General features: G+C 44.1%; 24 protein-coding genes and 1 tRNA gene. 19 read left to right on the top strand and 6 right to left on the bottom strand.

Translation table 11 applies throughout. From position 1 onward, the window contains the following. Nucleotides 1-3: 3 nt before the first annotated feature. The 12 genes from ACTXGF_RS14085 (at nt 4) to ACTXGF_RS14030 (ending at nt 13640) form a co-directional block, all read left to right on the top strand. Complete coding sequence (locus tag ACTXGF_RS14085; RefSeq protein ID WP_057762164.1) at nt 4-1239, top strand: NADH:ubiquinone reductase (Na(+)-transporting) subunit B; 1236 nt, start codon at nt 4-6, stop codon at nt 1237-1239. Then, on the top strand, nt 1220-2122 hold the full coding sequence (locus ACTXGF_RS14080; RefSeq protein ID WP_165598635.1) for a Na(+)-translocating NADH-quinone reductase subunit C: 903 nt from the start codon (nt 1220-1222) through the stop codon (nt 2120-2122). Before ACTXGF_RS14085 ends, ACTXGF_RS14080 begins: the two co-directional genes overlap by 20 nt. A 1-nt stretch (nt 2123) precedes the next feature. Beyond that, complete coding sequence (locus ACTXGF_RS14075) at nt 2124-2795, top strand: NADH:ubiquinone reductase (Na(+)-transporting) subunit D (RefSeq protein ID WP_101204727.1); 672 nt, start codon at nt 2124-2126, stop codon at nt 2793-2795. Beyond that, nucleotides 2795-3403, top strand: coding sequence for an NADH:ubiquinone reductase (Na(+)-transporting) subunit E (gene nqrE, locus ACTXGF_RS14070; protein WP_011281361.1), 609 nt, complete (start codon nt 2795-2797; stop codon nt 3401-3403). The genes ACTXGF_RS14075 and nqrE overlap by 1 nt, the downstream gene beginning before the upstream one ends. Nucleotides 3404-3525: 122 nt before the next feature. Beyond that, complete coding sequence (gene nqrF, locus ACTXGF_RS14065; protein ID WP_102078341.1) at nt 3526-4761, top strand: NADH:ubiquinone reductase (Na(+)-transporting) subunit F; 1236 nt, start codon at nt 3526-3528, stop codon at nt 4759-4761. Between the two features lie 175 nt (nt 4762-4936). Then, nucleotides 4937-5737, top strand: coding sequence for an SDR family oxidoreductase (locus ACTXGF_RS14060; protein ID WP_443532979.1), 801 nt, complete (start codon nt 4937-4939; stop codon nt 5735-5737). A gap of 123 nt (nt 5738-5860) precedes the next feature. Then, on the top strand, nt 5861-7015 hold the full coding sequence (locus tag ACTXGF_RS14055; RefSeq protein WP_443532980.1) for an FAD:protein FMN transferase: 1155 nt from the start codon (nt 5861-5863) through the stop codon (nt 7013-7015). A 200-nt stretch (nt 7016-7215) separates the two neighbouring features. After that, entirely contained in the window at nt 7216-7461 is a 246-nt protein-coding gene (gene nqrM / locus ACTXGF_RS14050; protein ID WP_057762175.1) for a (Na+)-NQR maturation NqrM, read from the top strand. A gap of 395 nt (nt 7462-7856) precedes the next feature. Beyond that, nucleotides 7857-9089 carry an MFS transporter gene (locus ACTXGF_RS14045; protein ID WP_443532982.1) on the top strand — a complete coding sequence of 411 codons (1233 nt, stop codon included), beginning with the start codon at nt 7857-7859 and terminating at the stop codon, nt 9087-9089. A gap of 311 nt (nt 9090-9400) precedes the next feature. Continuing rightward, a complete protein-coding gene (locus ACTXGF_RS14040; RefSeq protein ID WP_443532984.1) occupies nt 9401-10246 on the top strand; it encodes an arylesterase in 846 nt (281 codons plus the stop codon). 12 nt (nt 10247-10258) lie between these two features. Then, nucleotides 10259-10978 carry an ABC transporter ATP-binding protein gene (locus ACTXGF_RS14035; protein ID WP_443532986.1) on the top strand — a complete coding sequence of 240 codons (720 nt, stop codon included), beginning with the start codon at nt 10259-10261 and terminating at the stop codon, nt 10976-10978. A gap of 19 nt (nt 10979-10997) precedes the next feature. Beyond that, a complete protein-coding gene (locus ACTXGF_RS14030; RefSeq protein ID WP_443532988.1) occupies nt 10998-13640 on the top strand; it encodes an ABC transporter permease in 2643 nt (880 codons plus the stop codon). A gap of 159 nt (nt 13641-13799) precedes the next feature. Here the strand turns inward: ACTXGF_RS14030 and ACTXGF_RS14025 are convergent, their stop codons facing one another. Then, nucleotides 13800-15248, bottom strand: a complete 1449-nt coding sequence (locus ACTXGF_RS14025) for a protein kinase domain-containing protein (RefSeq protein ID WP_443532990.1) — start codon at nt 15246-15248, stop codon at nt 13800-13802. A 397-nt stretch (nt 15249-15645) separates the two neighbouring features. On the opposite strand from ACTXGF_RS14025, the gene ACTXGF_RS14020 reads away from it, so the two are divergent. Then, complete coding sequence (locus ACTXGF_RS14020; protein WP_443532992.1) at nt 15646-16968, top strand: valine--pyruvate transaminase; 1323 nt, start codon at nt 15646-15648, stop codon at nt 16966-16968. 32 nt (nt 16969-17000) lie between these two features. Beyond that, nucleotides 17001-17468 carry a hypothetical protein gene (locus ACTXGF_RS14015; RefSeq protein WP_443532994.1) on the top strand — a complete coding sequence of 156 codons (468 nt, stop codon included), beginning with the start codon at nt 17001-17003 and terminating at the stop codon, nt 17466-17468. Between the two features lie 22 nt (nt 17469-17490). Here ACTXGF_RS14015 and ACTXGF_RS14010 read toward each other — a convergent pair whose 3' ends face one another. From ACTXGF_RS14010 to hisB, 3 genes are all read right to left on the bottom strand, one after another. Continuing rightward, nucleotides 17491-17859, bottom strand: a complete 369-nt coding sequence (locus ACTXGF_RS14010; RefSeq protein ID WP_347162803.1) for a hypothetical protein — start codon at nt 17857-17859, stop codon at nt 17491-17493. A 204-nt stretch (nt 17860-18063) separates the two neighbouring features. Continuing rightward, complete coding sequence (gene hisH / locus ACTXGF_RS14005; RefSeq protein WP_443532996.1) at nt 18064-18708, bottom strand: imidazole glycerol phosphate synthase subunit HisH; 645 nt, start codon at nt 18706-18708, stop codon at nt 18064-18066. Further along, complete coding sequence (gene hisB / locus ACTXGF_RS14000) at nt 18708-19373, bottom strand: imidazoleglycerol-phosphate dehydratase HisB (protein ID WP_443532998.1); 666 nt, start codon at nt 19371-19373, stop codon at nt 18708-18710. Before hisB ends, hisH begins: the two co-directional genes overlap by 1 nt. 387 nt (nt 19374-19760) lie before the next feature. Between hisB and ACTXGF_RS13995 the strand changes: the two genes are divergently transcribed. Continuing rightward, nucleotides 19761-20183, top strand: coding sequence for a hypothetical protein (locus ACTXGF_RS13995; protein WP_102091078.1), 423 nt, complete (start codon nt 19761-19763; stop codon nt 20181-20183). A gap of 123 nt (nt 20184-20306) precedes the next feature. Further along, nucleotides 20307-20382, top strand: a tRNA-Phe gene (locus tag ACTXGF_RS13990). Nucleotides 20383-20505: 123 nt separating this feature from the next. Here the strand turns inward: ACTXGF_RS13990 and ACTXGF_RS13985 are convergent. Beyond that, nucleotides 20506-20946, bottom strand: coding sequence for a hypothetical protein (locus ACTXGF_RS13985; RefSeq protein ID WP_443532999.1), 441 nt, complete (start codon nt 20944-20946; stop codon nt 20506-20508). A gap of 122 nt (nt 20947-21068) precedes the next feature. Between ACTXGF_RS13985 and ACTXGF_RS13980 the strand changes: the two genes are divergently transcribed. Both ACTXGF_RS13980 and ACTXGF_RS13975 read left to right on the top strand, forming a co-directional pair. Next, a complete protein-coding gene (locus ACTXGF_RS13980) occupies nt 21069-21569 on the top strand; it encodes a DUF4385 domain-containing protein (protein WP_443533001.1) in 501 nt (166 codons plus the stop codon). Nucleotides 21570-21686: 117 nt separating this feature from the next. Then, nucleotides 21687-22370 carry a phosphoglycolate phosphatase gene (locus ACTXGF_RS13975; RefSeq protein WP_443533002.1) on the top strand — a complete coding sequence of 228 codons (684 nt, stop codon included), beginning with the start codon at nt 21687-21689 and terminating at the stop codon, nt 22368-22370. Nucleotides 22371-22420: 50 nt separating this feature from the next. Here ACTXGF_RS13975 and ACTXGF_RS13970 read toward each other — a convergent pair whose 3' ends face one another. Beyond that, complete coding sequence (locus tag ACTXGF_RS13970; protein WP_443533004.1) at nt 22421-24004, bottom strand: YifB family Mg chelatase-like AAA ATPase; 1584 nt, start codon at nt 24002-24004, stop codon at nt 22421-22423. Between the two features lie 431 nt (nt 24005-24435). Here ACTXGF_RS13970 and hemN point away from each other — a divergent pair, with 431 nt between their 5' ends. Continuing rightward, on the top strand, nt 24436-25929 hold the full coding sequence (gene hemN, locus ACTXGF_RS13965) for an oxygen-independent coproporphyrinogen III oxidase (protein WP_443533593.1): 1494 nt from the start codon (nt 24436-24438) through the stop codon (nt 25927-25929). The last annotated feature ends 77 nt before the right edge of the window (nt 25930-26006 follow it).

The following is a 26006-nucleotide window of genomic DNA, read 5'->3' as shown; positions in this document are numbered from 1 at the left end:
ACGATGAAATTTTTACACAATATGTTCGATCGTATGGAGCCATCTTTCACCAAAGGCGGCAAACACGAAAAGTACTACGCTATTTTTGAGATGTTTGATACGTTCTTACGTCAACCAAGCTCAACCACTTATGCGTCATCGCATGTACGTGACGGGATTGACCTAAAGCGTATTATGATTACCGTATGGCTATGTACCTTCCCAGCAATGTTTTGGGGTATGTACAACATTGGTCATCAAGCACTAACCGCTATCGCTCAGCTTGGCTTACAGCCTGAAGGCTGGCGTACTGTGATCACTAGCATGGCAGGCTATAACCCAGACAGTATCTGGGCCAGCTTTGTCTATGGTGCGATGCAGTTTTTACCTATTTATATTGTGACGTTTGCGGTAGGTATTCTCTGTGAGATTATCTTTGCTGTCGTCCGTGGACACGAAGTCAACGAAGGTTTCTTTGTGACTTCAGTTCTATTTGCATTATGTCTACCACCTGATATTCCCTTATGGCAAGTTGCCCTAGGTATTATCTTTGGTGTGGTCGTCGCAAAAGAAGTGTTCGGTGGTACTGGTAAGAACTTCCTTAACCCTGCCCTATCGGGTCGTGCATTCTTATACTTTGCTTATCCAGCCTATATGTCTGGTGACTCAGTATGGACAGCAGTAGATGGTTTCTCAGGTGCAACCCCTCTTGGCCTTGCAGCACTTGGTGTGGTTCCTCAGGACTTCGTCGACGTCTATGGTAATGCGATCACGTGGAGTGATGCATTCTTAGGTAATATGCAAGGTAGTATCGGTGAAGTATCGACGCTGGCTATCCTAATGGGTGCTGCAGTGTTGCTATGGACGCGTATCGCTTCTTGGCGCATTATGGCAGGTTGTGTGGTCGGTCTGATTGCTACGTCTCTTGTGTTCAACATGATTGGTTCTGAAGACAACATGATGATGAGCTTGCCGTTCTACTGGCACTTGGTTATCGGTGGCTTTGCTTTCGGTGCTGTATTTATGGCAACCGATCCAGTATCAGCTGCGCATACAAACAAAGGCCGCTGGGCTTACGGTATCTTGATTGGTTTTATGACCGTATTGATTCGCGTCATCAACCCTGCTTTCCCAGAAGGCATCATGCTGGCCATTCTATTCGCCAACTTATTTGCTCCATTGTTTGATTACTTTGTGACTCAAGCAAATATCAAACGCCAAACCGCTCGGAGGGTTCGCTATGTCCAAGCCCAAAAGTAATAACGCGAAAACCATCAGTGTGGCTTTGACGCTATGCTTGGTGTGTTCAGTGTTGGTCTCAGCAGTGGCTGTTGGTCTAAAGCCTGCGCAAGTTGAAAACGCACGTTTAGATCGCAACAAAAACATCTTAGTCGCGGCTGATATGTATGACGCTGAGTCTGATACAGCAGATGATGTCGCCGAACGTTTTAAAGACTTTGAAGTAAAAATCATTGATCTGAACGAAGGTACTTATCTCGATGACGATGCGCTAAAAACTGCTGGTATCCCTGATCGTAATGCTTATGACGCCAGTCAAGCGACGAAAAACCAAGCTCTAAGTGAAGACTTGGGTGACAACGATCCTGCTGGTATTGGTCGTAAGCCAAAATACGCCAAAGTCTATGTCAAAAATGATGACGCAGGTCAGCCAGAAACGGTTGTATTGCCAATTCAGGGCTACGGTCTATGGGGCACTATCTATGGTTTCTTAACGCTCGAAAGTGACATGAATACCATCAAAGGTATCAGTTTCTACGAGCATAAAGAAACTCCAGGTCTTGGCGCTCGTATCGAAGAGCCAGAGTGGCGTGCAAAGTGGAGCGGTATCGAGTCTTATGACGAGAATGGTAACGTTGCCACTGGTGTAACCAAAGCTGGTAACCCAAAAGAGAACTGGGTTGATGGCATCAGCGGTGCAACATTGACTAGCCGCGGCGTCAGCAACATGATTCAGTTTTGGTTAGGCGAGCAAGGTTATAAGCCTTATCTAGATACGCTACGCGAAAAGAGCGGCCAAACGGTTGAAGGTGCAGATACGCAAGCAAATCAATCAAAGCTGGCAGCTCAACCTAAAACCGAATTGGCAGCCAAGCTACCAGTAGCAAACGGCAAGGAGGCATAACATGGCTGACACTAAAAGCATTTTAACCACGCCTATCTTTGATAATAACCCTATTGCCTTACAGATCCTTGGTATCTGTTCGGCATTGGCTGTCACCACCAGCATGGCTAACGCTATGGTCATGTGTGTGGCATTGACCTTGGTAACGGCATTTTCAAGCTTCTTTATCTCGATTATCCGTAAGCAGATTCCATCAAGCATTCGTATCATCGTACAGATGACGATTATTGCTTCGTTGGTTATCTTGGTTGATCAGGTACTAAAAGCAGTGGCTTATGACGTCAGTAAAGGTTTGTCAGTTTTCGTTGGTCTGATTATCACGAACTGTATCGTTATGGGCCGTGCTGAAGCATTTGCTATGAGCAACCCACCAGTCCCAAGCTTTTTAGACGGTATTGGTAACGGTCTTGGTTACTCAGCAGTATTACTATTCGTCGCAACTATCCGTGAGCTATTGGGCGCTGGTACTTGGTTCGGTATTACGATTCTACAGCCAGTCACTGATGGCGGTTGGTACATACCAAACGGTCTATTACTGTTACCACCATCAGCGTTCTTTATCATTGGTTTGTTCATCGCTGTTGTCCGTATCTGGAAACCAGAACAAGTTGAAGAAGCTGAGTTTGTAATGAAGCCGCAGTCTAAAGGCATGGCACATGGAGGCGGTCACTAATGGGACATTATGTTAGTTTATTTATAACCTCAGTCTTTATTGAGAACATGGCGCTTGCCTACTTCTTAGGCATGTGTACTTTTTTGGCCGTATCCAAAAAAGTCTCTACAGCGATTGGTCTAGGTGTTGCGGTTGTTGTCGTAATGGCAATTACCGTTCCACTAAATAATTTACTATTCCAGTTCATCCTAAAAGATGGTGCGCTGGCATGGGCAGGTTTCCCTGATATCGACTTGAGCTTCTTAGGATTGCTAAGTTATATCGGTTTGATTGCAGCCACCGTACAGATCCTAGAGATGTTCTTGGACAAGTTTGTACCGAGTCTATATAACGCACTTGGGGTATTCTTACCACTAATCACCGTAAACTGTGCCATCTTGGGTGGTGTACTATTTATGGTTGAGCGTGACTATAACTTTGGTGAATCTGTTGTCTATGGTGTGGGTGCAGGCTTTGGTTGGGCACTTGCTATTACAGCATTGGCGGGTATCCGTGAAAAGCTAAAATACTCAGATATTCCAGCACCGCTGCGTGGTCTTGGTATTACTTTTATCACGGTTGGTCTTATGTCGCTCGGCTTTATGTCGTTCGGTGGTATGTCCATCTAAACCGCTAAGCTCAAAGCTTTCATTAGCTATTTGACTTATTTAATTCATTTATTCGGTAGAGGTTTGGGTACAGCATAGATTATGCCCCCACACCCCTACCCCATAGATTAAGGATACCTACCATGGATTACGCTACGGCGATTGGTGGCGTTGCTATGTTTACCTTGATCATCATGGGCCTCGTCGCTATTATTTTGGCGGCGCGCTCAAGACTGGTCAGTTCAGGCGATGTCACTATCCATATTAATGATAATCCCGATAATGATGTGGTGACACCAGCTGGCGGCAAACTACTACAAACGCTAGCGGGCGAAGGTATATTTTTATCTTCAGCTTGTGGTGGTGGTGGTACTTGTGCGCAGTGTCGTTGCCGCGTTATTGAAGGTGGTGGTTCTATTTTGCCCACCGAAGAAGGCTATTTTACTCAAGGTGAAATCCGCAATCACATGCGCTTAGCTTGTCAGGTAGCTGTTAAGCAAGACATGAAAATTGAGATTGACCCTGAGTTCTTTGATGTACAGAAATGGGAATGTGAAGTTATCTCTAACGATAACGTTGCCACTTTCATTAAAGAGCTGGTACTAAAAATTCCAGAAGGCGAAGAAGTAAACTTCCGCGCTGGTGGTTATGTACAGTTGGAAGCGCCACCGCACGAAGTGCACTACAAAGACTTTGTGGTTGATGAAGAATATAGAGAAGACTGGGAAAAATTCGGTATCTTCAACTATGTCTCAAAAGTTGATGAGCCTGTTATCCGTGCTTACTCAATGGCTAACTATCCTGAAGAGAAAGGCCTCATCAAATTTAACATCCGTATCGCAAGTCCACCGCCACGTGGTCCTGACGGTATTCCACCAGGCAAAATGTCTTCATGGGTATTTAGCTTAGTACCTGGTGACAAAGTGACGGTTTCAGGTCCTTATGGTGAGTTCTTTGCCAAGAAGACCGAAGCTGAAATGATCTTTGTCGGTGGTGGTGCTGGTATGGCTCCAATGCGCTCACATATCTTTGATCAGCTCAAACGCTTGAACACTGATCGTAAGATTAGCTTCTGGTATGGTGCTCGTTCTATTCGTGAGATGTTCTACGTTGAAGACTATGATCAGCTAGAAGAAGAATTCGATAACTTTGAGTGGCATGTTGCACTGTCTGACCCATTACCAGAAGATAACTGGGAAGGTCCAACAGGCTTTATCCATAACGTACTGCTCGAAAACTATCTGAAAGATCATCCAAACCCAGAAGACTGTGAATACTACATGTGTGGGCCACCGATGATGAACGCTGCCGTAATCGACATGCTACACAGCATGGGCGTGGAAGACGAAAACATCATGCTTGATGATTTCGGTGGTTAAGTTAGATACTTTATCTAACAGCACAAATCTAAGAATAAAAAAAGAGTCTCAATTGAGGCTCTTTTTTTGTGCGATTTTTACACATAGTCGTGGCTTTGTAGGCTACAAATCTAGCTAGTAGAGTCGCTTTATTATCCTATATTATGGACTATCTAAACACTAAGAAAGGACTCTTATGAAAACGAAATACAAAGATTTGACCATTTGGATTACTGGTGCTTCTAGCGGTATTGGACAAGCATTAGCCGTTGCCTTCGCCAAGCGCGGCGCTAGGATTATTCTAAGTGGACGTGACAGTGATAAGTTAGAGGCGGTCAAAAGCAGCTGCAAACGCGCTAACAAACATATCGTCGTTCCTTTTGATATCAGTGATGCCAATCAAGCCAAAGAAGCTTATGACACTGCTAAAGCTCGGGCGGGGAAAATCGACTGGCTCATCAATAATGCTGGTATCAGTCAGCGTTCGCTCATCATGGACACGGTTGAAGAAGTTGAACGCCAAATCATGGAAATAGATTATTTTGCTCAGACGCGCCTTACTAGATTGGCATTGCCTGACATGATTGCACAAGGTGGCGGCAAAATCGTGATGGTTTCAAGTGTGGCAGGCCTATTGGGTACACAATATCGCGGAGCTTATGGAGCAGCCAAGGCAGCGCTGCATATGTGGGCAAACAGTTTGCGAGCTGAGCTACATGACCAAGGTATCGAAGTAGCCACGATATTCCCCGGGTTTATTCAGACCAACATCTCTATCAATGCGTTGACTGGCGACGGTAGCGCACAGGGTACGATGGATGAAGCGACCAATAATGGTCTAACTGCGACTGAGTTTGCCAAACAAGTCGTGAAGGCGCTCACCAAGGGAGAAGAATATATCATCGTCGCTGGTCGTAAAGAAAAACTGGCCACACGGGTCAACCGCGTCTCTCCACCAAAACTCTATAAGCTCATACGTGAGTCACAAGTGAAATAATTCGCTCAACCGAACGAATTGTCGCTGAATGGTGCCTTCGTTGGTATTTTTGGGTTCAAGGGGTGTAAAATGAGCGTGGCTTGTTTTACACCCTACTCATTTCTACGCCATACCGAAAATATTATGAAAAACACTATATCCAGCTTATCTTCCAAAAAATCTCTACACCTTACCTTAGTAAGCGTCGTCAGCCTTGCTAGTACTTTAGGTCTCAGCGCTTGCCAGCAAACCCCAGACTATAACTATCTGATCGGTGAGACGATGGGAACGAGCTACCATATTAGCTATCAATTGCCTGATGATGCGGACGAAGCTGTCATACAAGCTGCGGTAGACGAGCGCCTGAAACAAATTAACGATAGTATGTCTACTTATCAAAACGACTCAACGATATCTACGTTCAATCGGTTGGGCAAAGACAAACCTATCACTATCGATGCTGATTTTAGTCGTGTGCTAGATGTGTCAAAAATTGTCTATCAGCAATCTGGCGGCGCTTTTGATCCTACTGTTATGCCACTCGTAAACACGTGGGGCTTTGGAAGTACCATGACAGTCGAGCGTCTACAAAGTCCGCCAACTGCCGTTGAGATTGCGCAAGCAAAAGCATTGGTCGATTTTGAGAGCATCATAAAGAAAGACGACACTATCTATAAAACCAAAGACGGCGTTGGCTTAGATTTTTCTGCTGTTGCCAAAGGTTATGGCGTCGATGTCATCGCTGACGTGTTGAGAGATGATTATCAAATTCGTAACTATATGGTTGAGATCGGCGGTGAAATTGCCACCTCTGGCGTGAACAACCAGCAGCAGCCATGGCAAATTGCGATTGATGCTCCTATCGAAGGCAGCACCGTCAGCGAACGCCAAACCATATCTGCTATTCGTCAACCCAAAAACACGGCTAGCCAAATGCATCTGGCGACCTCTGGCAACTATCGCAACTCCGTCATATTCGATGGCAAACGCTATAGCCATACTATCGATCCGACAACGGGCAACCCTATTGCAGGCGGTGCACCTTCAGTTACTGTCGCAGCTGATTCGGTTGCATTGGCGGATGCGTGGGCAACTGCTCTTACCGCGATGCCTTATCACAAAGCACTAGACCTCGCTAAAACACAAAATCTAGCAGCCATGTTTGTGGTACTAGCTGACGATGTAAAAGCAAAGAGTTCTGACGATGTGTCTAACGAAGCTGCTGATGATGATATCGATGACTGGCAGGTGGTACAGACACCAGCGATGAAAGCATTACGTGCTGATAAAAAACTCTAAACGCTCTCCAAACTCTAGATGGCACACTCTAAATACCACTGGTAAGTGATAGATGTGAAACAAGAGAATACGTTAACGCACAACGAGCCGCACTAAAATTTGCTATACTATTATACAGTTGTTATTAACGGTGCTTAGCTGTCATTGACTTAGGTAATACTATTAATAACTGCCCTATTTTTTAAAATGAGGTTTCCTCTATGCTTAGCCAACTGCTTCCTATGCTTGCCATTACTTTCACCGTATTTGTCCTATTTTTCATTTTTATGGGCGTCGGTTATATGGTCAAAAAAAAGCCGCTTAGAGGGTCTTGTGGCGGTGTTGCCAAATTGATGGGTGATGAAAATTGCTCGTTTTGTGGTAATGATCCCAATAAGTGCGATTCACTAATCGCTGAACAGCAAGAGAATGCATTGAGAGCTGCTCAATTGGGTAAATCGGTTTAATAGCCTATTGGTTACCATACGCTGGTAGCATTTACCTGACATATGTTCTTATAATAGCGTCAAGTCATTCAGAAGTGACTTGGCGCTATTTTTATTGTGCGATAAGACTGCTTATTTAAGATTTGTCATTACCGCCATCTCTTATTATCACTGTTCTATAGCCGTAACTCGAAGTAACTACCCATACATTTTGACTAAGCTGCCTGCCAATTTAGCAAAGTCAGTTCAGCGAATGTATGTCTTACGCGCTACATATATTTTTCGGTCTAATTTACGATATCGATTACCGTCTAGGTACGTATCTGAGTAAATGCTTTCTGGTGTTATTTTATAAGCGGCAATTTCTTGACGCTGTTTAATAACGTGTTCTTTTTCGCTGTCATCGTTGTGCTGCTATGTCTACCTCGTCTAATCTATCTACTTCATCCAGCCTGCCCTCCTCACGCTTTACCTTTTGGTTGGTTCTGTGTGCCATGATTCTGCTAGCAACCAATATGCGTGCACCTATCGTCGCGCTAGGTTCTATCGCCCCAGTGGTAAAAGACGCGCTTGATATCTCTGAGTTTCAGATAGGCTGGCTAGGAGCAGTGCCTATGTTGAGCTTTGCCGTTGGTGCACTGATTTCCCCAACCATTGGTAAGCGATTCGGGCTAGAGAATACACTGATTGCCATGATTGGGCTATTGACGGTAGGGATGATTATCCGTACTGCTATCCCGACATGGAGTGGGTTTTTAATTGGTACTTTGTTGCTTACCCTCGCTATCGGCTTTGCTAATACTTTGGCAGCACCTGTTATTAAACAGCGTACCCCGCAACATATTCCGTTGATTACTGGTCTGTTTAGTCTAACGATGACCACAGCAGCAGGTATCGTTGCAGGCGTCGTATTACCGTTATCTGAGCAAGTTGGTTGGCAGTGGGCATTGGGTGGTTGGACGATACTAGGTGTATTTGCTTTCGTGATTTGGCTATTCTTACGTGTACGTTTGGGCTCATCTAACCATCAAGCGGTTATCCCTGCGGCCTTAGGTTCTTCTGATATCTCTATGTGGCGCACCACCTTTGCGTGGCAGATTGCTATTTTTATGGGATTACAGTCATTATTGTTTTACACCGTCGCCAGTTTTTTACCGTCGATTTGGGTCAGTAAAGGTTTATCTGCCGTTAGTGCTGGACAAATGGGCTCTGTATTTCAGTTTATGGCACCAGTCTCTATATTAAGTTTAACTTGGCTGGTCAATCGCGGTCGCCCTATTCAAGCGCTAGCAGTGTTCGCCGCTGTGCTAAACGTCGTTGGTATATTGGGCGTCAGTTACCTATCGACTGACTTGGCATGGTTATGGTCAGGCATGATGGGCATGGGCTGTTCAGCGATTTTTACCTTAAGCATGATGCTGTTCTCTATGCGTACTTATACGACCAATCAGGCAAGTGAGCTGTCTGGTATGGCTCAAGCAGTTGGTTATATCATTGCGTTTTTTGGACCATTGGGTACAGGCTGGCTGCATGAAATAACTGGTAGCTGGAGTATGCCGCTTTTTATTATGCTGATACTGATGATTGTCAACGTCGTGATTGCTTGGCTTGTTAGTCGTCCAGTGATGGTCGATGGCAAATATATTTGATTGCTATCAGCTTTCATTTCTATCAGTTTTTGTGGTCTACAAGGCTATGATTGCTAACGCGCAATAAAGCCGCCTTAAATTAACCTTAGGGCAATATAGGTCACTGTCTTATTTTGCTATAGTCAATTCAATATAATTTCAATACTTAATATAAGCTGGATACTCAATATAATCCGGATAAAAGGACGGCGTGTGAAAGTACTACCAATAGTAGACTGAGCGCGCCTGATGATTTATCTGACTGATACTGTATCTGGTTTAGATAGGATTTGACTAGACACTGGTTTGATTGCATATAGGACATAACACCCATGATGAAATTTCCCTCTCGTTTTGCTCAGCACTTGCCTGCTATTGCTATGCTCGCAGCTGTAATGGCTATCAGTGGCTGTCAAAAAGAAGCTGAAACGACACCTGCTGATGATACGCAGAGTACCAGTACCGAAGCGACCAACAGTCAAGCCAGCACTGCTCCAGTAGCAACTGAAACCGCAGCCTCAACTGAACAACAGGTCAAATCTTCATCACTTACTATTTTGGCGCTTGGTGACTCACTGACAGAAGGTCTGGGAGTGGACAAAGACGACAACTATCCTGCTCAGTTAGAAGATCGTCTGCAAGAGATGGGCTACGCTAACGCCAAAGTTATCAACTCAGGTCTAAGCGGTGAAACCAGTACGGGATTGGTCAATCGATTGGATTGGGTATCGCAGACCAAACCTGACATCACCATATTGACCATCGGTGCTAACGACGCCATACGTGGTATCGATGTGGCCACAATTGAAGCCAATATCCGTACTGCGGTTAAACATCTACAGGACAATGGCAGTGTCGTCATCTTGGGCGGTATGTCGATCTATGACAATCTAGGTAGTGAATACGTCGCGGCATTCTCAGACATTTATCCTCGTATTGCGAAAGACATGAACCTGACGCTTATTCCATTTTTCTTAGAAGGCGTCGGCGGTAACCGAGAGCTCAACCAAGCAGATGCGATTCATCCGACTAAAGAAGGCTACGAGATTATCGTTAATAATAATATCTTGCCTATTCTAGAGCCTAAGTTAAAAGAGTTAGAAACAGCTAATACCGATAACACAGCTGCAACTGCTCAAGACAATACGACAAAAAATAAGACAAACGAGACTACTTAACGAGATACTGTAATGACATCATCACCTTCGACTGCCACAGCAACGCCACAAGCAGACGCTAAGACACAAGCACTACTGACCGCCTCACAGTTAAATAAAACCGTGCAAGTCGGTGAGCAAAAACTGTCCATCATTAAAGACGTAGATATATATGTCAACGCTGGCGAGTTTGTGGTCATCATGGGCAAATCAGGCTCAGGCAAATCTACTTTGTTAGGGTTACTCGCAGCATTGGACTATCCAGATAGTGGTACGGTATCGCTGGCAGGTCAAATGCTTAGCAGCCTCGACGAAGATGCGCTGGCGGTGATACGCCAACAGGATATGGGCTTTGTCTTTCAGTCATTTCATCTACTGCCCACACTGACCGTCGCTGAAAATATCGCCTTTCCACTAGATATTGCCAGACGTCCAAACCCAACACGGGTAGACGAGCTGATAGATGCAGTCGACTTAGGTCATAGACGTAACAGCTTACCCAATCAGTTGTCAGGTGGTGAACAGCAGCGTACAGCGGTGGCGCGAGCACTGGTATCGCATCCAAAGATTGTCTTTGCTGATGAGCCAACGGGTAACTTAGATGAGCAAAATGCCGATCAAGTCATGCAGCTGCTATTGGATTTACGCCAACAGGTTGGCTCGGCATTGGTGGTTGTGACTCATGATCCTGCGCTGGCCGAGATGGCAGATCGCGTCATCACCATGCATGACGGCCACATTGTACCTACATGAATAACTGGATTGTATCTTAATGAATAGTAAGCCCACAGACAACAAATCGCCTGATACAAAAAAGACTGATACCAGTATGCATCAAGAGTCCAGTTATCCTAGCGGCATCCTTAGTCAACTATTTACTCGTACCCTAGGTTTTCAAACACTAGGCTCACAAGCACTCAGCCGTAGTTGGTGGCAACGCTGGGTGTATCCACTGCTATTCTTGCTGACATTGACCCTATCACTTGCAACCTACCTGACCCTCGACTCTGTGCAGCAGTCTGTCGATAGCTACATCAATGACAATCAGCGCGCGCTCGTTGGTGGGGATCTAATCCTAAACAGTAAGCAAGACTGGCCAAGCGAAGTACTAACGCAAGTAGAAACTGTCGCTGATACCCAGACGGTATATGACTATCAGTTTAGCGCCATGCTGGTCAATGATGAGCAAACCTTGCTTGCCAGCGTTAAAGCCGTCTCGCCGTCTTATCCCTTATACGGTACAGCGGAGCTTGCCTCAGGACAGCCGCTGTGGGATCAGCTAACATCTGACAGTGTGATCGTCGCGCCAGAAGTGCTCAGTAGTCTACAGGCCGATGTCGGCGACCGTATCACCATTGGCGATGCGCAATTTACGATCAGTGATGTACTGACCAAAGAACCTGACCGTCCGCTGACCACCTTTGGTTTTGGTGGACGGGTGTTGATGAAACAAGATGCACTCCCGTCGACCAACCTGTTGGGACAACGTAGCCGTATAAACTATCGTATCGAGATGGCAGGCGACCCAGAGCTGATAACCACGCAGCGTGACAAGCTCACAGATATCCTGACCAATTATCCTGATATCGAGCTATCTGACGCTGAGTCCGCAGACACTTCTGTCTCGCGTATCTCTGATAATGTGCTGATGTTTTTAAAACTGCTCGTCATCGCGGTGTTACTACTATCTGCGGTCGCCATGTACGGCGTCATTAGTGCGTTTGTCAGTAAGCAGCAGTCCAATAACGCCATTCGCTTGGCGCTTGGCGAGCCACTTGGCTCACTCAAACGTAGCTACTATCAGTTGCTTATCGTCACGACTGTCATTGCTTGTATCGCAGCGGTTGCCCTTAGTCTGGGCTTGCTTAAAATCGGTCAGCCGTATCTGGTGGCTATCTTGCCAGCCGACGTTGGTCTAGCCATTAATCCAATCAGCGCCATCAAAACTATTGTGATTGCCTTAGCCCTGACGTTGCTGATTGCGCAGCGTGGTTTGAGCGCGCTTAGCACGACCAAACCCGCTACCCTACTCAATCAAGGGGCGAGCACGCAGACGCAAAACTTGCCTTGGTATCGACGCGTACCGTTACTATGGTATGGCTTGGTGCTGGCAGGGCTGTATGCCTTCTTTGCTTATGAAGTTGGCTCACTGTCATTAGGCGCACAGTTATTGGGCGGCTTGATTGGCTTTGTGGCGATATTTTGGCTATTGGCGCGTGGGTGGCTGTGGCTGCTTAACAAGTTGGCAAGTAATACCAAGGTCAGTTGGATGCAGCGTATCGCCATCCATAACCTTGCGCGTAAAGGCAACCAATCAGCGTTATTCTTTGTTACCTTATCGCTATCGGTAGCAGTGCTGACGCTTATCACCACGCTCAATCACAGTATCAATGCTCAGTTTATTAATGCCTATCCTGAAGACGCGCCTAACTTATTCTTGCTTGATGTGCAGAGCGATCAACATGACGATATTGATGCGATCATTGAGGCGCCCGTTACTTATTATCCCGTCATTCGTGCGCGTGTAGAGACGGCAAATGATGTACCGGCAAAAGATATCGAGCCTGCTGATGGGTTTGATGATCCCACGCGTGTCTTTAACTTGAGCTATGCAGATACGGTCATGGACACCGAATACATCACTGAATCGCTCACAGACGATGCGCTATATACCCCTATCGATGCGACAAATGAACAAATCAAGCCCTTGTCCATCTTGGACACTGCCGCAGGTATGCTCAATGTCGGTATGGGCGATCAGGTGCGTTTTAACATTCAAGGTATCGAAATCATCGGGCAGATTACCAGTATTCGCACGCGCTATGAGCGTGGCCCAAGTCCGTATTTCTATTTCTTATTTGAGCCGTCTGTACTGTCTGCTGCCCCGCAGATTCAGTTTGCTACTGCGCACGTTTCAGAGAATGACATTCCAGAACTACAAGGCAAACTGGTACGCGAGTTCCCTGCGGTCACTACGATCGATGGTACGGCTATTGCCAAGCAAATCCAAGAGCTGGTGGTACAAATGAGCCGCTTGGTCTATGTGTTCACCTTGCTTGCCCTGCTCACTGGGGTCATGGTGCTGATCAGCTCGCTACTGTCTACTTCGCAAGATCGCATGAAAGACAGCGCGTCATTTAGACTGCTCGGTATGCAAAAGCGCGACCTGTATATGCTCAATATCTTGGAGCTGGGCGTGCTTGGTATTAGCGCGGCGACCTTTGCCGTCGTTATCGCTAGCGTTGGCGCATGGGCAGCTATCACGCAATGGTTTAATCTACAATTTAGTGTGCCGTGGACAAGCTTGGCGATTGGCGGTGCAGCGTTAGTCGTATTGCTGTTTGCCATTGCCATTATTTATGTGAGATTGGTAATTGGTCGCGGGATTATGGCAAGGGTAAGGGCAATGATTTAGGGTGAAAAGCGTTAAAAAATTGTACTATAATTTTAGCTTTGCAATAAAAAATCCCCTAACGGGGATTTTTTGATTTGCTACTGTCAGGGCTAAGTTACACCTTTAGTCAATAACTATTAAGACACTCAAAAATTTTCTTAAATAAGAAAGCATTTTGTTCTATGTAGTAGCAAGGTACTCTGCATGACTTAAAGCACCCTTTGTTATGTAATTTCTAAACTCATCTTCTGACATTTTATTATGTCTTCCGTCATAGGTATCTGATACACGATTATAAATTGAACGTGTACTAAATATAACAAACGATCCTTTAACATATCTACATATTAAGTTAGCGAACTCTGGTAAATACTCTCCATTATATTCATTTTCATCCCAATAACATCTTTGGATGTAAGAGCTTGGTTCAATTTCGACAATTTCTTCATACGAACAATTAGACGGGAAAATCTCGTATACTCCCGTATAATTTGAAGGTTCTATCTCCAGTCTAAAGTAATTCCATTGAGTATCGACACCGAATGACTCATAAGTAAGCTTTTTAGGTTTTAGAATATAGTGTAGCTTCTGGGAAATTTCTAAAGCTATAAAATCTTTTTCGTTAGCTAGCTTCGCGCTAATAAATGTATTACCTCCTCCATCAGGTAAGAACATATGATTTAAACTCGTAACTTTTGCAATCTGATTCAATATTATTAATATATTATTTTTATCTACCCAAGTTACAGATTTCGGTGTGCCAGCAGGGAATATATCATTTTGTAGATCAGACCATTCTGTTAGGTTTTGCGAATGAAAATCTCTATTTATTTCTATCCACTCCCTTAATCTATTAACAACCTCTTTCATTTTTGGACGCTTTTTTGGAGAATGTTCAGTACATTCTGTTAATAGTACATCGAGAGATTTAGAGTACAGACCTTTGCAATAATTATTGATATTAATAGTTGATAAAACATTATATTGTCCATCAAAACATTTAATATCACCAGTAATTGCTATCCAAACTGTCTTAGCGAATGAGTATACATCCGCTAATTCACCATCTGCTGTACTGGCATTACGTCTCATTTCTGGAGCCATAGTAAACTTTGGACCTAAATCGTTACCCTCTTCTGTAAAGTTATTACTCCTAGGGTATTTGACAAGACCAAAATCTGCTAAGTGTAATCTACCTTCTATAAATAGAATGTTCGCTGGTTTAATATCTCGATGATAGTAGCTCCGATCATGCAGATTTTTTAAAGTATCCCCTAAAACCAGCATTTCTTGGAGAACATATAAAACATCCTTATTTTCTCTCCACTCAGAAAAGGTTGTACCTACAGGCATAACATACCAAGGTAGGCTTTGCTGAATATCATTAGGTAAGTTATAGTCAAGAATCTTAATGACCCCTTCAATATCTTGGTTATTTACTATAGCGTTAACTTCACTTTTAAAACGTGTATATGTACTTTCTCTAATATACTTTAGGACTTTAATAGCCCCTATTTCATTATTTTTCTCCGCACACCATACTTCTGCGTTACCTCCAAAACCCAATCTTTTTCTAAAATCCCAGCCATCAACTCTTGTATTTTTTTTATACTTTGGCTTACGAGCCATATGGGTATCCTTATTTTCTCAATAAGTGAATTATATTTTGTTTAAAACCTTATTCAGTTCAATAATGAATCGTTGAGTAGGTTATACACAGCGTAATACGCTAAATTATATTTGAAATTATTGAGTATGATAGCAGAGTGTAACTAATCTAGTGGAATACGCATTGCCTTTATTTTCTATAAGGATTTATCAAGTCCTACTTCTGCACCAAGCCAAACTTTGGACGTATTCGTTCTTTTTTCAATTATCAATAGTCGCCTCGCAGAGCGGTTTAGCCTCCACAATAACGGGGTTTTTTTTATTATGCTTATACGCTTAGCCCTCATTTGCTATACTAGCCCAACTTTATCGGTTAGATACCAACTTATAACACTCTTCCAAACAGCATGGTAGTCTTATGAAATTCTCAAAGTTCGGTCAAAAATTTACCCAGCCCACTGGCATCTCACAATTAATGGATGATCTGGGTGATGCGCTAAAAAGCGATCAGCCAGTCAACATGCTGGGCGGTGGTAACCCTGCCAAAATTGATGCCGTGAATGAGTTGTTTTTGGAGACATATAAAGCACTAGGTGTTGATAATGATACAGGTGAGGCCAATAGTAGCGCGATTATCAGCATGGCGAATTACTCTAATCCACAAGGTGATGCCGCCTTTATTGATGCCTTGGTTGGCTTCTTTAACCGTCATTATGATTGGAACCTCACTTCAGAAAATATCGCCCTGACCAATGGCTCACAGAATGCATTTTTCTATCTGTTTAATCTGTTTGGCGGTGCGTTCGCTGATGAGAATAGCGAGTCTATTGACAAGTCTATTCTACTGCCATTGACCCCTGAGTATATCGGCTATAGCGATGTGCATGTGGAAGGTCAGCATTTCATCGCCGTATTACCACATATCGATGAAGTGACGCATGATGGTGAGGAAGGCTTCTTTAAATATCGTGTCGATTTTGACGCGTTAGAGAACTTGCCAGCACTAAAAGAAGGTCGTATCGGCGCGATTTGCTGTTCACGCCCGACCAACCCGACTGGCAACGTGCTGACCGATGAAGAAATGGCACATTTGGCCGAGATTGCCAAACGTTATGACATACCGCTGATTATCGATAACGCCTACGGTATGCCCTTCCCCAATATCATCTACTCTGACGCGCACCTGAATTGGGATAATAATACGATTCTGTGCTTTAGCCTATCGAAGATTGGTCTGCCTGGTATGCGTACTGGTATTATCGTTGCCGACGCCAAAGTAATCGAAGCGGTTAGCGCGATGAATGCCGTGGTCAATCTAGCACCAACACGCTTTGGTGCAGCGATTGCCACGCCATTGGTCGAAAACGACCGTATTAAGCAATTGTCAGATAACGACATCAAGCCGTTTTATCAAAAGCAGGCGACACTCGCGGTGAAGCTATTAAAAGAAGCCTTGGGTGACTATCCTCTGGTCATTCATAAGCCTGAAGGCGCGATATTCTTGTGGTTATGGTTTAAAGACTTGCCGATTAGCACGCTAGAGCTATACGAGCGTCTAAAAGAAAAAGGCACGCTTATTGTGCCAAGTGAGTACTTCTTCCCTGGTGTCGATGTTAGCGATTATCAGCATGCGCACGAGTGCATCCGCATGAGTATCGCCGCGGATGAGCAGACACTGACTGATGGTATCAAAGCGATTGGTGAAGTCGTACGTGAGCTGTATGATGAGGCTAATAGCTAATAAATATAGCTAACATATAAACCTAGAGTCTGATGGCTATGTACCCAATATTTTTACTCTATGGCATATTTATATTTTCAGCTATTTTTTTGGTGTGGATCTTAATAGCGATCATAACTGACTTTATATTTTTATCTTTTCCAAAAGTAGATTCAAAGGTTTTAAGCAAAAGAGTAGTGATTACTTCTGCCAAATTCTCTTATCTGGATGATGTGCATGAGCTTTTTATTAAGTATCAATATGAGTTCGAAGGTGTCATCTATACCAGCACATTACTGAATGCTTTTGGAGGGGTGCGTAGTTTTGGTGAAAACGGAGTTAGAAAGGCAGTAGCGAACTCGATAACTGCAGAAGACAGAATAGCTGTCTATGTCTGCCCTTTTTACCCGAAACTGGCTTATGCTTTGCCGTTTGGATGGAGTAAATTTTTGGTGTTGCCGATAATTGCTGTGATATTAGCTTTGTTCCTCTCCTCAAGCAATAAACTAAATATTTTTTGAGGTACAACAGAAAACGGACTAATTAATAGTCCGTTTTTTTATGGCGTTTGGTCAGTGAAGTCGATTTATTGGTTGGTCGAAATATAGTCGTCCACTTATTCAGCGCAAAGAGCACATACGGCAGCATACAGGTATTAATCAAATCACGGATACTCGCGAGTATTTGATCACGGCTCAAGCTTGCCAAGCCAAGCGATTCAATCGTATCTCGATTGTCCAGATACTCACCCAACAGCGCAATGCAAGTTACGACGATCAAAGCGATAAATGATCGAATACCTTGGCTTTTGATAATAGGACGCAGCGCAACCAGACACAGCAGATAAACACCGACACCGACATAGATATGTAAGGCATCTTTGGCAAGGCCAGTTGTTTCCACAACATTCATTTTAAAGGCAGTAAAATCCACTGAAATATTCCAAATATAAGCGAGTAGAAAATAACTGAGCGTATCACTAAACCATAATGGCTAAACTATAATAGCTACAGAATAGTAGCTACAAAGTGATGGCTGAGCATAAAAAAGGCAGATTATACAATTGATAATCTACCTTCTACTAAATTAAATATTCACTTCACGTTTATCGCCTACTTACACATTCCACTCTACAAAATTCTTGAGCAGTTGTAAGCCAGCAGTATGGCTCTTTTCTGGATGGAACTGGGTGGCAAATAGATTGTCTTGGATCACACTGGCACAGAACGGTTGACCATAGTCACATACCGCCGCCACTTGTGAGCTATCGGTAGGCTCACAGTAATAGCTATGCACAAAGTAAAAATGCGCGTTGTCTTCGATACCGTGCCATAGCGGATGGTCAAAATCCATACCGCTAATGGTATTCCAGCCCATATGCGGTACTTTTATCGTTGCGCCCTGTTTATCTTTCCACGTAGGGTCAAACGCTTCTACAGTGCCGTTTAAGATGCCCAAACAGTCCGTGCCACCATTTTCAGCTGACTGCTCAAACAACGCCTGCATGCCCACACAGATGGCCATAACGGGCTTATTAAATACTGCATACCGTATCACTTCATCAATGCCTGCCTCGTGCATACCAGCGATACAGTCGCGCATGGCACCGACACCTGGGAAGACGATCTTGTCTGCCGCAGCGACAACTTTGGGATCATTGGTGATAGAGACTTCTGCCCCGACTACTGATAGGGCTTTGCTAGCAGAATGCAGGTTGCCCATACCATAATCTAGTAGTGCTACTTTAGTCACTTTAGCCATTAAAAAGCCTCTTTGGTCGATGGCAAGGTGTTCAATGCACGCTCATCGTACTCACAGGCCATACGTAATGCACGAGCAAAGGCTTTAAAGGTTGATTCGATCTGATGATGGCTGTTTTTACCTTTTAGATTATCTAAGTGCACAGTCATCCATGAATGATTGACGAACCCGTAAAAGAACTCACTAAATAAATCAACATCAAAACGGCCGACGTGCGAACGCGTAAATGGGATATCCATATGCAAACCAGGACGCCCTGACAGATCGACAACGGCACGGGTCAGTGACTCATCTAGCGGCGCATAAAAGTGCCCATAACGACGAATGCCTTTTTTGTCACCCAATGCTTTGTTAAAGGCTTGGCCAAGGGTAATGCCTGTGTCTTCGACGCTATGATGGTCATCAATAAACGTATCACCCGTACATTTGATATCTAAGTCAAACAAACCGTGACGCTTAATTTGATCAATCATATGATCCAAAAATGGCACACCAGTGTCTACCGTGCCTTGACCAGTACCATCTAAATTAACGGTACAGGTAATTTGCGTCTCGGCAGTATTGCGCTCAACGGTCGCGATACGTTCAGGGCGACCATATAGATTTACGTTTTTTGACTCAGTTTGCTCAGGTGTGGCAGCAGTCGTCGTTGCATTGGCTGTCATGGCTACTCTCTATCAGTTTTTTATCAGTGAAAAGCGGTCAATAAATAAGGCAAAAACCTGCCCAAAATATTTTACTAGTGTCTGGGTCAGACCTTAGCAAAAACTATATTAGAAAATGATATATACAAAAGATATCAATATATTAGGGTTTATACATACTAAATATTATATAGCCTCATCATAGCAAACCCTAACATTTACTGCCACGACCAAGCGGTAAACCACGCACAAAATCACGTCATTCTGCTAAAATAGTGTGTTCAGTATTATCAATCATGACTCGCACCAACTTTGAAGACCCTTATTTACGGCACTACACGCTATGACATTGTGCTGTCTCATACTGCTAATTTATACTATAGAAACCCTCTATTTATAGGAACTGCTATGCCTTTAGAAGCGATCGCCATTAATAGTTTGGATGCGCCACTTATCAAAAAACCTGCTCGCGACAATGAGCTAGCAGAGCGCTTGCAAGCGTTGTACGATAGTGATGATGCACAGCCTGATGGTCTCGAGGTATTAAATATCGTTGAGCAAGGGTTTAAACGTGGACAGTATCTCTATGTCGGGATGTTCAATGATAAGCCTATCGCTGCGGTCGCCTGCTTTGATGACGGGCAGACCAATGCCAAGCGCCTGCAATATCTCACCGTGCATCCAGAGAACCGTAAACGTGCTATCGATGCCAAGTTTATTAAATTGGTCTATGATTGCGAAGTTAGAAAAGGCGTACGTGAATTTGTCCCTGCTGACGCTGATATTCACCGCATCATGAGCGAGTACGAACTATTACGTGTAAAAGACTAAATTGAGCACTAAAACGGTGAATTTTGCCAATATCTGATTATTTATCGTCTTTTATCAGATATAATGCAAAAACAGCTTGACAGAAGCGCGTATATTTAGTTTAATAGCGACCTCAACGAAGACGGCTCGATAGCTCAGTAGGTAGAGCAACGGATTGAAAATCCGTGTGTCGGCAGTTCGATCCTGCCTCGAGCCACCATTCGTTAATAGAATTCTAAAAGCCCTGAACAGCAATGTTCGGGGCTTTTTTTATGTTTAAATTTTACCGTATTCTTTAGCGCTCATTCTATTCATGCGTCGCTCTTATTCGTAGAGCCGACCACTATTCGTACAACCGACCACGCAGTAGTAAATTACAGCGCTCACGCGAATCCAAGTCGTATATAGTTGCGCGGTAATCAATACCGTGACGTCCCTCAAAAAATATCACTCGGTCGCCTACTGCCAAAAAACAAGACGTACGCGCATCATAGATAAAGCCATCTATCACGAATGCCAAATCGCGATCTATCTCGCGTACCGTATACGTTTCACCTTGCGGAATCAAACGTTCAAACCACGCGCTATGGGCAGTCGTAGTAGCTAGTATGCTTGTCGTTAGCAATAGCCACGCTACCAGTATATTTTTGGGCAATAGCAAACGGCTTAGCTCATTTACACTTATCTTATTTCTCAACATAGTATCTCTCGTGGCATTGCATTCATCATACTCATAGCCTTCATACGTCTCACAGCTGACTTTACCATAACCATTTTCACTCATCGCTTTTGATGCTAAATACCTACTGTCACGGTTGCATAACATTTTTGTGCTTTTTTCTAAACAGCTTGGCTAAGTATACTCAATAACCATATACGAGTAGATAAAAATAATAGGTTATAGATATGAGAGAGTTTGATTACGACTTGGATTATAAGAGTTTGGATTTGCGCGCTCAGCCTGAGTTGTACCGTGTCGGTCGCGGTGAGCAAGGCGTATTACTGGTAGAGCCTTATAAGTCTGAGATTTTACCCCATTGGCGCTTTGCGACTCCCGATATCGCCCGCGAGAGTAGTGAAGCTATCTATCAGATGTTTTTAGATTACTTGGCTGATGATGACTTCGTCGGTGCAGATATGGCGCGTAAGTTTATACAAATGGGCTATACCCGCGCTCGTCGCTATGCCAATCATAAAGGTGGTAAAAAATATAAAGGCGCGGTACCTGATGATAAAAAAGGTCAAAGCGGCGCCCATGGCCGCGAAGAATTGCCACGACAAGAGGAAGACCCAGTCAAAGCAGAATCCGCACGCATCTTTAAAGTTAAATGGGATGAGTGCCGAGAGAACGAAGATTATTTAAAAATGAAAAAAGAGCATCGTGAACGCTATAAAGATGTCGAATAGTTACTAATGCTCAAGACATTAAGCACAACAAGTAACTAAATTGACTGGTCTCAAAACACCACTGTGCTAAGGTATGGCCAATATAATAAATATAACGATTTCCAATAGTGAGGAACAATGAATAAGCAGCTTTTGATTTTTGATTTTGATGGAACGCTCATTGATAGCGTACCTGATTTGGCCGACGCAACCAACGCCATGCTAACCACATTGGGTAAAGACACCTACCCTATCGAGACGATACGCAATTGGATAGGAAATGGTTCGCGGTTGCTCGTAGAGCGCGCTTTGGTTGGCAAGGTAGAAGTAGCAGAAGGTGAGCTAACGGTTGAGGAAGCCGATCACGCAGAGCAAATATTTTTTGAAGCTTATCAAAACCTCAGTGGTAGTAAAACGGTTGCCTATCCAGATGTCGATAGCGGACTCAAAAAGTTGCACGCAGCAGGCTATACACTTGCTTTAGTCACCAACAAGCCCATTCGATTTGTACCGAAGATATTGCAGTCGTTTGGCTGGCAAGATTTATTTAGTGAAGTGATGGGCGGCGACAGCTTATCTGTTAAAAAACCAGACCCAGCGCCCCTACTGCATGTCTGTGAGACTCTCAACTTTAGTGTCGATCAGGCAATGATGATTGGGGACTCTAGAAACGATATGTTGGCTGGACAGAACGCCAATATGGACACGCTCGGCCTGTCTTATGGCTATAACTATGGGCAAGATATTCGCGAATTAAATCCGACTGAGGCATTTGATCACTTTGCTGACTTGGTTGCTTCGATTATGAAAGATAGATTTTAGTCTATAAAGAACCTATCAAATCATCATAATGTAACTTGCTCGAACAGAGATTACGCTTTGCTGCGATAGCTCAGCGCCTCAGATACGTGGGCGCTGTTGATATCCGTACTGTTAGCCAAATCCGCGATTGTACGCGCTACTCTTAGCACTCGATGATAACCACGAGCGGACAGATTCAAGCGCTGCTGAGCAAGTTGCAATAACTGCTTTTCATTGTCGCCTAGCTGGATGTATTCATCGATTTCGCTAGGGCTAAGCTCATTATTAACCTTTTGCTGGCGCTGCATTTGATGCTGATGCGCGACTACCACGCGAGACCGTACTTGCTTAGAGGTTTCACCTACCTGACTATTTTGCAAATCGGCAATCGGTAACGCAGGCACGGTGATATGCAAATCAATACGATCTAAGAGAGGACCAGATAACTTATCTTGATAGCGTTTGATCTGCTCAGGTCGACAGCGACAACGTCCTGATGTATCGCCATCATAGCCACATGGGCAAGGATTCATCGCGGCAACCAGTTGAAAATTCGCCGGAAAGGTCATCTGAGAGTTAGCGCGGCTAATAGTGATTTGCTTGGCTTCTAACGGCTGGCGCAATACCTCAAGCACACTGCGATCAAACTCTGGTAACTCATCTAAAAACAACACGCCTTTATTAGCTAGCGTAATCTCACCTGGTTTGGGACGTGAACCACCACCGACCAACGCCACAGCTGATATCGTATGGTGTACTTGTCTAAATGGCCGCGTCCCATAGTCATAATCGCTGTCTGCCACCGAATAGGTACTGGCAACCTCTAGCGCATCCTCATCACTTAAGTCTGGCAATATCGTTGGCAATCGTGATGCCATAAGCGTCTTGCCAGAACCTGGTGGCCCTGTAAATAACAGTGAATGACCACCAGCGGCGGCAATCTCTAACGCGCGCCGAGCATGGTGCTGTCCTTTGACATCAGCTAAATCCACTTGATAGCCGACATGCTGCTGTACAGGACTTGGCTGTACCACTGCTAAACTCTCATAGTTTGCACTTGGGTTAACGAGTGACTGTAGATGGTCACAAACTGCTTTTAGACTCTGAGCAGCTAGTATCGTTACGCCTTCAACGCGGCTGGCTTCACGACCATTATCAATCGGTACGATCAGTTGTGGTGTCATCGGTGGCGAGGTATCTAAATTATTTTGTCCTTGGTCACTCGCTGCTACTAACTTCGACAATCCTAATGCCAACTTCTCAGCTTTGATTGCTCGTGCGACTGCCAAACTACCAGTTACTTGTCGCAACTGGCCATTGAGCGCTAACTCGCCAATAAACTCAAATCCTGATAGTACCTCTGGCTCAAGCTGTCCACTTGCTGCCAGTATGCCGATAGCAATTGGTAAGTCTAAACGCGCACCATCTTTAGGTAAATCAGCAGGGGCTAAATTGATCGTGAGACGACGATTGGGAAACTGGAAACCTGAATTAAGAATAGCGGAGCGTACCCTGTCTTTACTCTCACGCACGGCGGCCTCAGGTAGGCCAACGATGGTCAATGCAGGCAGTCCTTGCGATAGATGCACCTCAATGATGACCTTAGGTGCATGTAGACCAACCACCGAACGGGTATAGACTTGTGCAAACGACATCAGCATCTTCCTAATACAGAGTGTCATTGATAATAAAGTATTATTTATCAACGCGCAAACGTCGTGTTTTATTGCTGGTATAGAGAGAATCACCACAACCTCAGCGTCGTTCTGGGGTTTTTTATGTGTAAATGATAGCTCTATTTTAATATTTAAGAATACTCACCGACCACCCCACTGCTAACAAGGATTTGTTATACTATCTACTATACATTTAGCGATACATACTGCTGCCGATGACGTATTCAAAATTTATTATCAATCAGTCATAAAATTGAAAAATAAATACCAAATCCGAAATCATAGATCATACAGAAACCAGCAGTATCTAGAGTGAAAACGAGGAATATCGCATGACAGACTATTCAGAACAGAACACTCAGCAACCCTACAACCGTGCGGACGAGCCGCCCACGACTGTGCGCCCTGTTATGCAACCTGACAATCCTTATGCCAGTACACGCGGCAGCATTACGAGTAAGCAGCTACCAGCATTCGATGAAGCAATCATCAATAAGTACAATCGCTCAGGGCCACGTTACACCTCTTATCCGACTGCTCTAGAGTTCGCGCCCATACCAGATAGCTTTGAAACAAACAGCTTTGAAGCTGTTGGTCTTGAGACAAAAATCCTGCAAAATCGTGAAGCGCGCGCTCCCTTATCGCTATATTTTCATATTCCATTCTGCCGTCACCTTTGCTACTACTGTGCTTGCAATAAGATTATTACCAAAAAAAATAGCGATTCTGGTGATTACTTGCAGTATTTAATCGCTGAAATTACGCATAAGCGCCGCCTGTTATCTACGCCAGAAGACAGCGACAAACCATTGGTCAAACAGCTACATTTGGGCGGTGGTACACCAACTTTTTTGCGTGACGAAGAGATGGTGCAGTTGTGGGAGTTTTTACAAACTCAGTTTGAGTTTTTGCCAGAAGATGAAGGTGATTATTCTATCGAAATTGACCCTCGCGAGCTGAGTGAAAACACCCTAAAGATATTGCGTAATCTCTGTTTCAACCGTATCAGCTTAGGTGTGCAAGATTTAGACGAAACGGTACAAATCGCCGTTAATCGTGTGCATTCAGCAGAGCTTATTGAAAGCGTGATAACAGAAGCACGTGAGCTTGGTTTTCGCTCTATCAATATTGATTTGATTTATGGTTTACCGCATCAAAAACCTGATACTTTGGACAAAACTGTAAATCGTATCATCGAGATGACGCCAGATCGCCTGTCAGTCTTTAACTATGCGCATTTGCCTGAACGATTTAAGGCCCAGCGTCAGATAAAAGATGAAGACTTGCCCAGCCCAGCTGCCAAACTGACGATGCTCGGCAGTACTGTTAACACATTGACTGAAGCTGGCTATCAATATATCGGTATCGATCATTTTGCCAAACCTGATGATGAATTGGCTATCGCCCAGCGTGAAGGCAAATTACATCGTAATTTTCAGGGTTACACCATTATGGGTGACTGTGACTTATTAGGCTTTGGTGTCTCATCAATCAGTCAGATTTCTAATGCCAATACGCGCTATATTTTGCAAAACGATACTGATCTACAGAGCTATCAAGCCAAGATTGATATGGCGAAAATTAATCCGACTGTCATGCCTGCGGTAAAGTACATAAAAACCTCTATCAAAGACCGCTTGCGTGAATATGTCATCATGAACCTACTGTGTCATGACTATCTCGATTTTAAAGATGTGAATCAAAAGTTTGGTATCGATGCCATCACCTATTTTATTAATGAGATTCAGCAGTTGGGCGCTATGCAAGACGATAGATTGATTGATATGGATGCAGCAGGTATTCGCGTCTTACCCAGAGGTCGCTTGCTTGGTCGTAACGTCGCCATGGTATTTGATGAATACTTGGAAAAGAAACACCAAAACCGCTTTTCGAAAGTTATTTAAGCTAGCGAAACTTTAGTCCAATTATTAGACATAAAAAAGACCTCAAGCAAGGTCTTTTTTAATATTGCTATGTTTTT

The organism is Psychrobacter sp. 1Y6 (assembly GCF_052258385.2).
Taxonomy (GTDB): domain Bacteria; phylum Pseudomonadota; class Gammaproteobacteria; order Pseudomonadales; family Moraxellaceae; genus Psychrobacter.
Note: the sequence above shows the minus strand (reverse complement) of the source record. Positions and strands in the feature narration are given on the sequence as shown.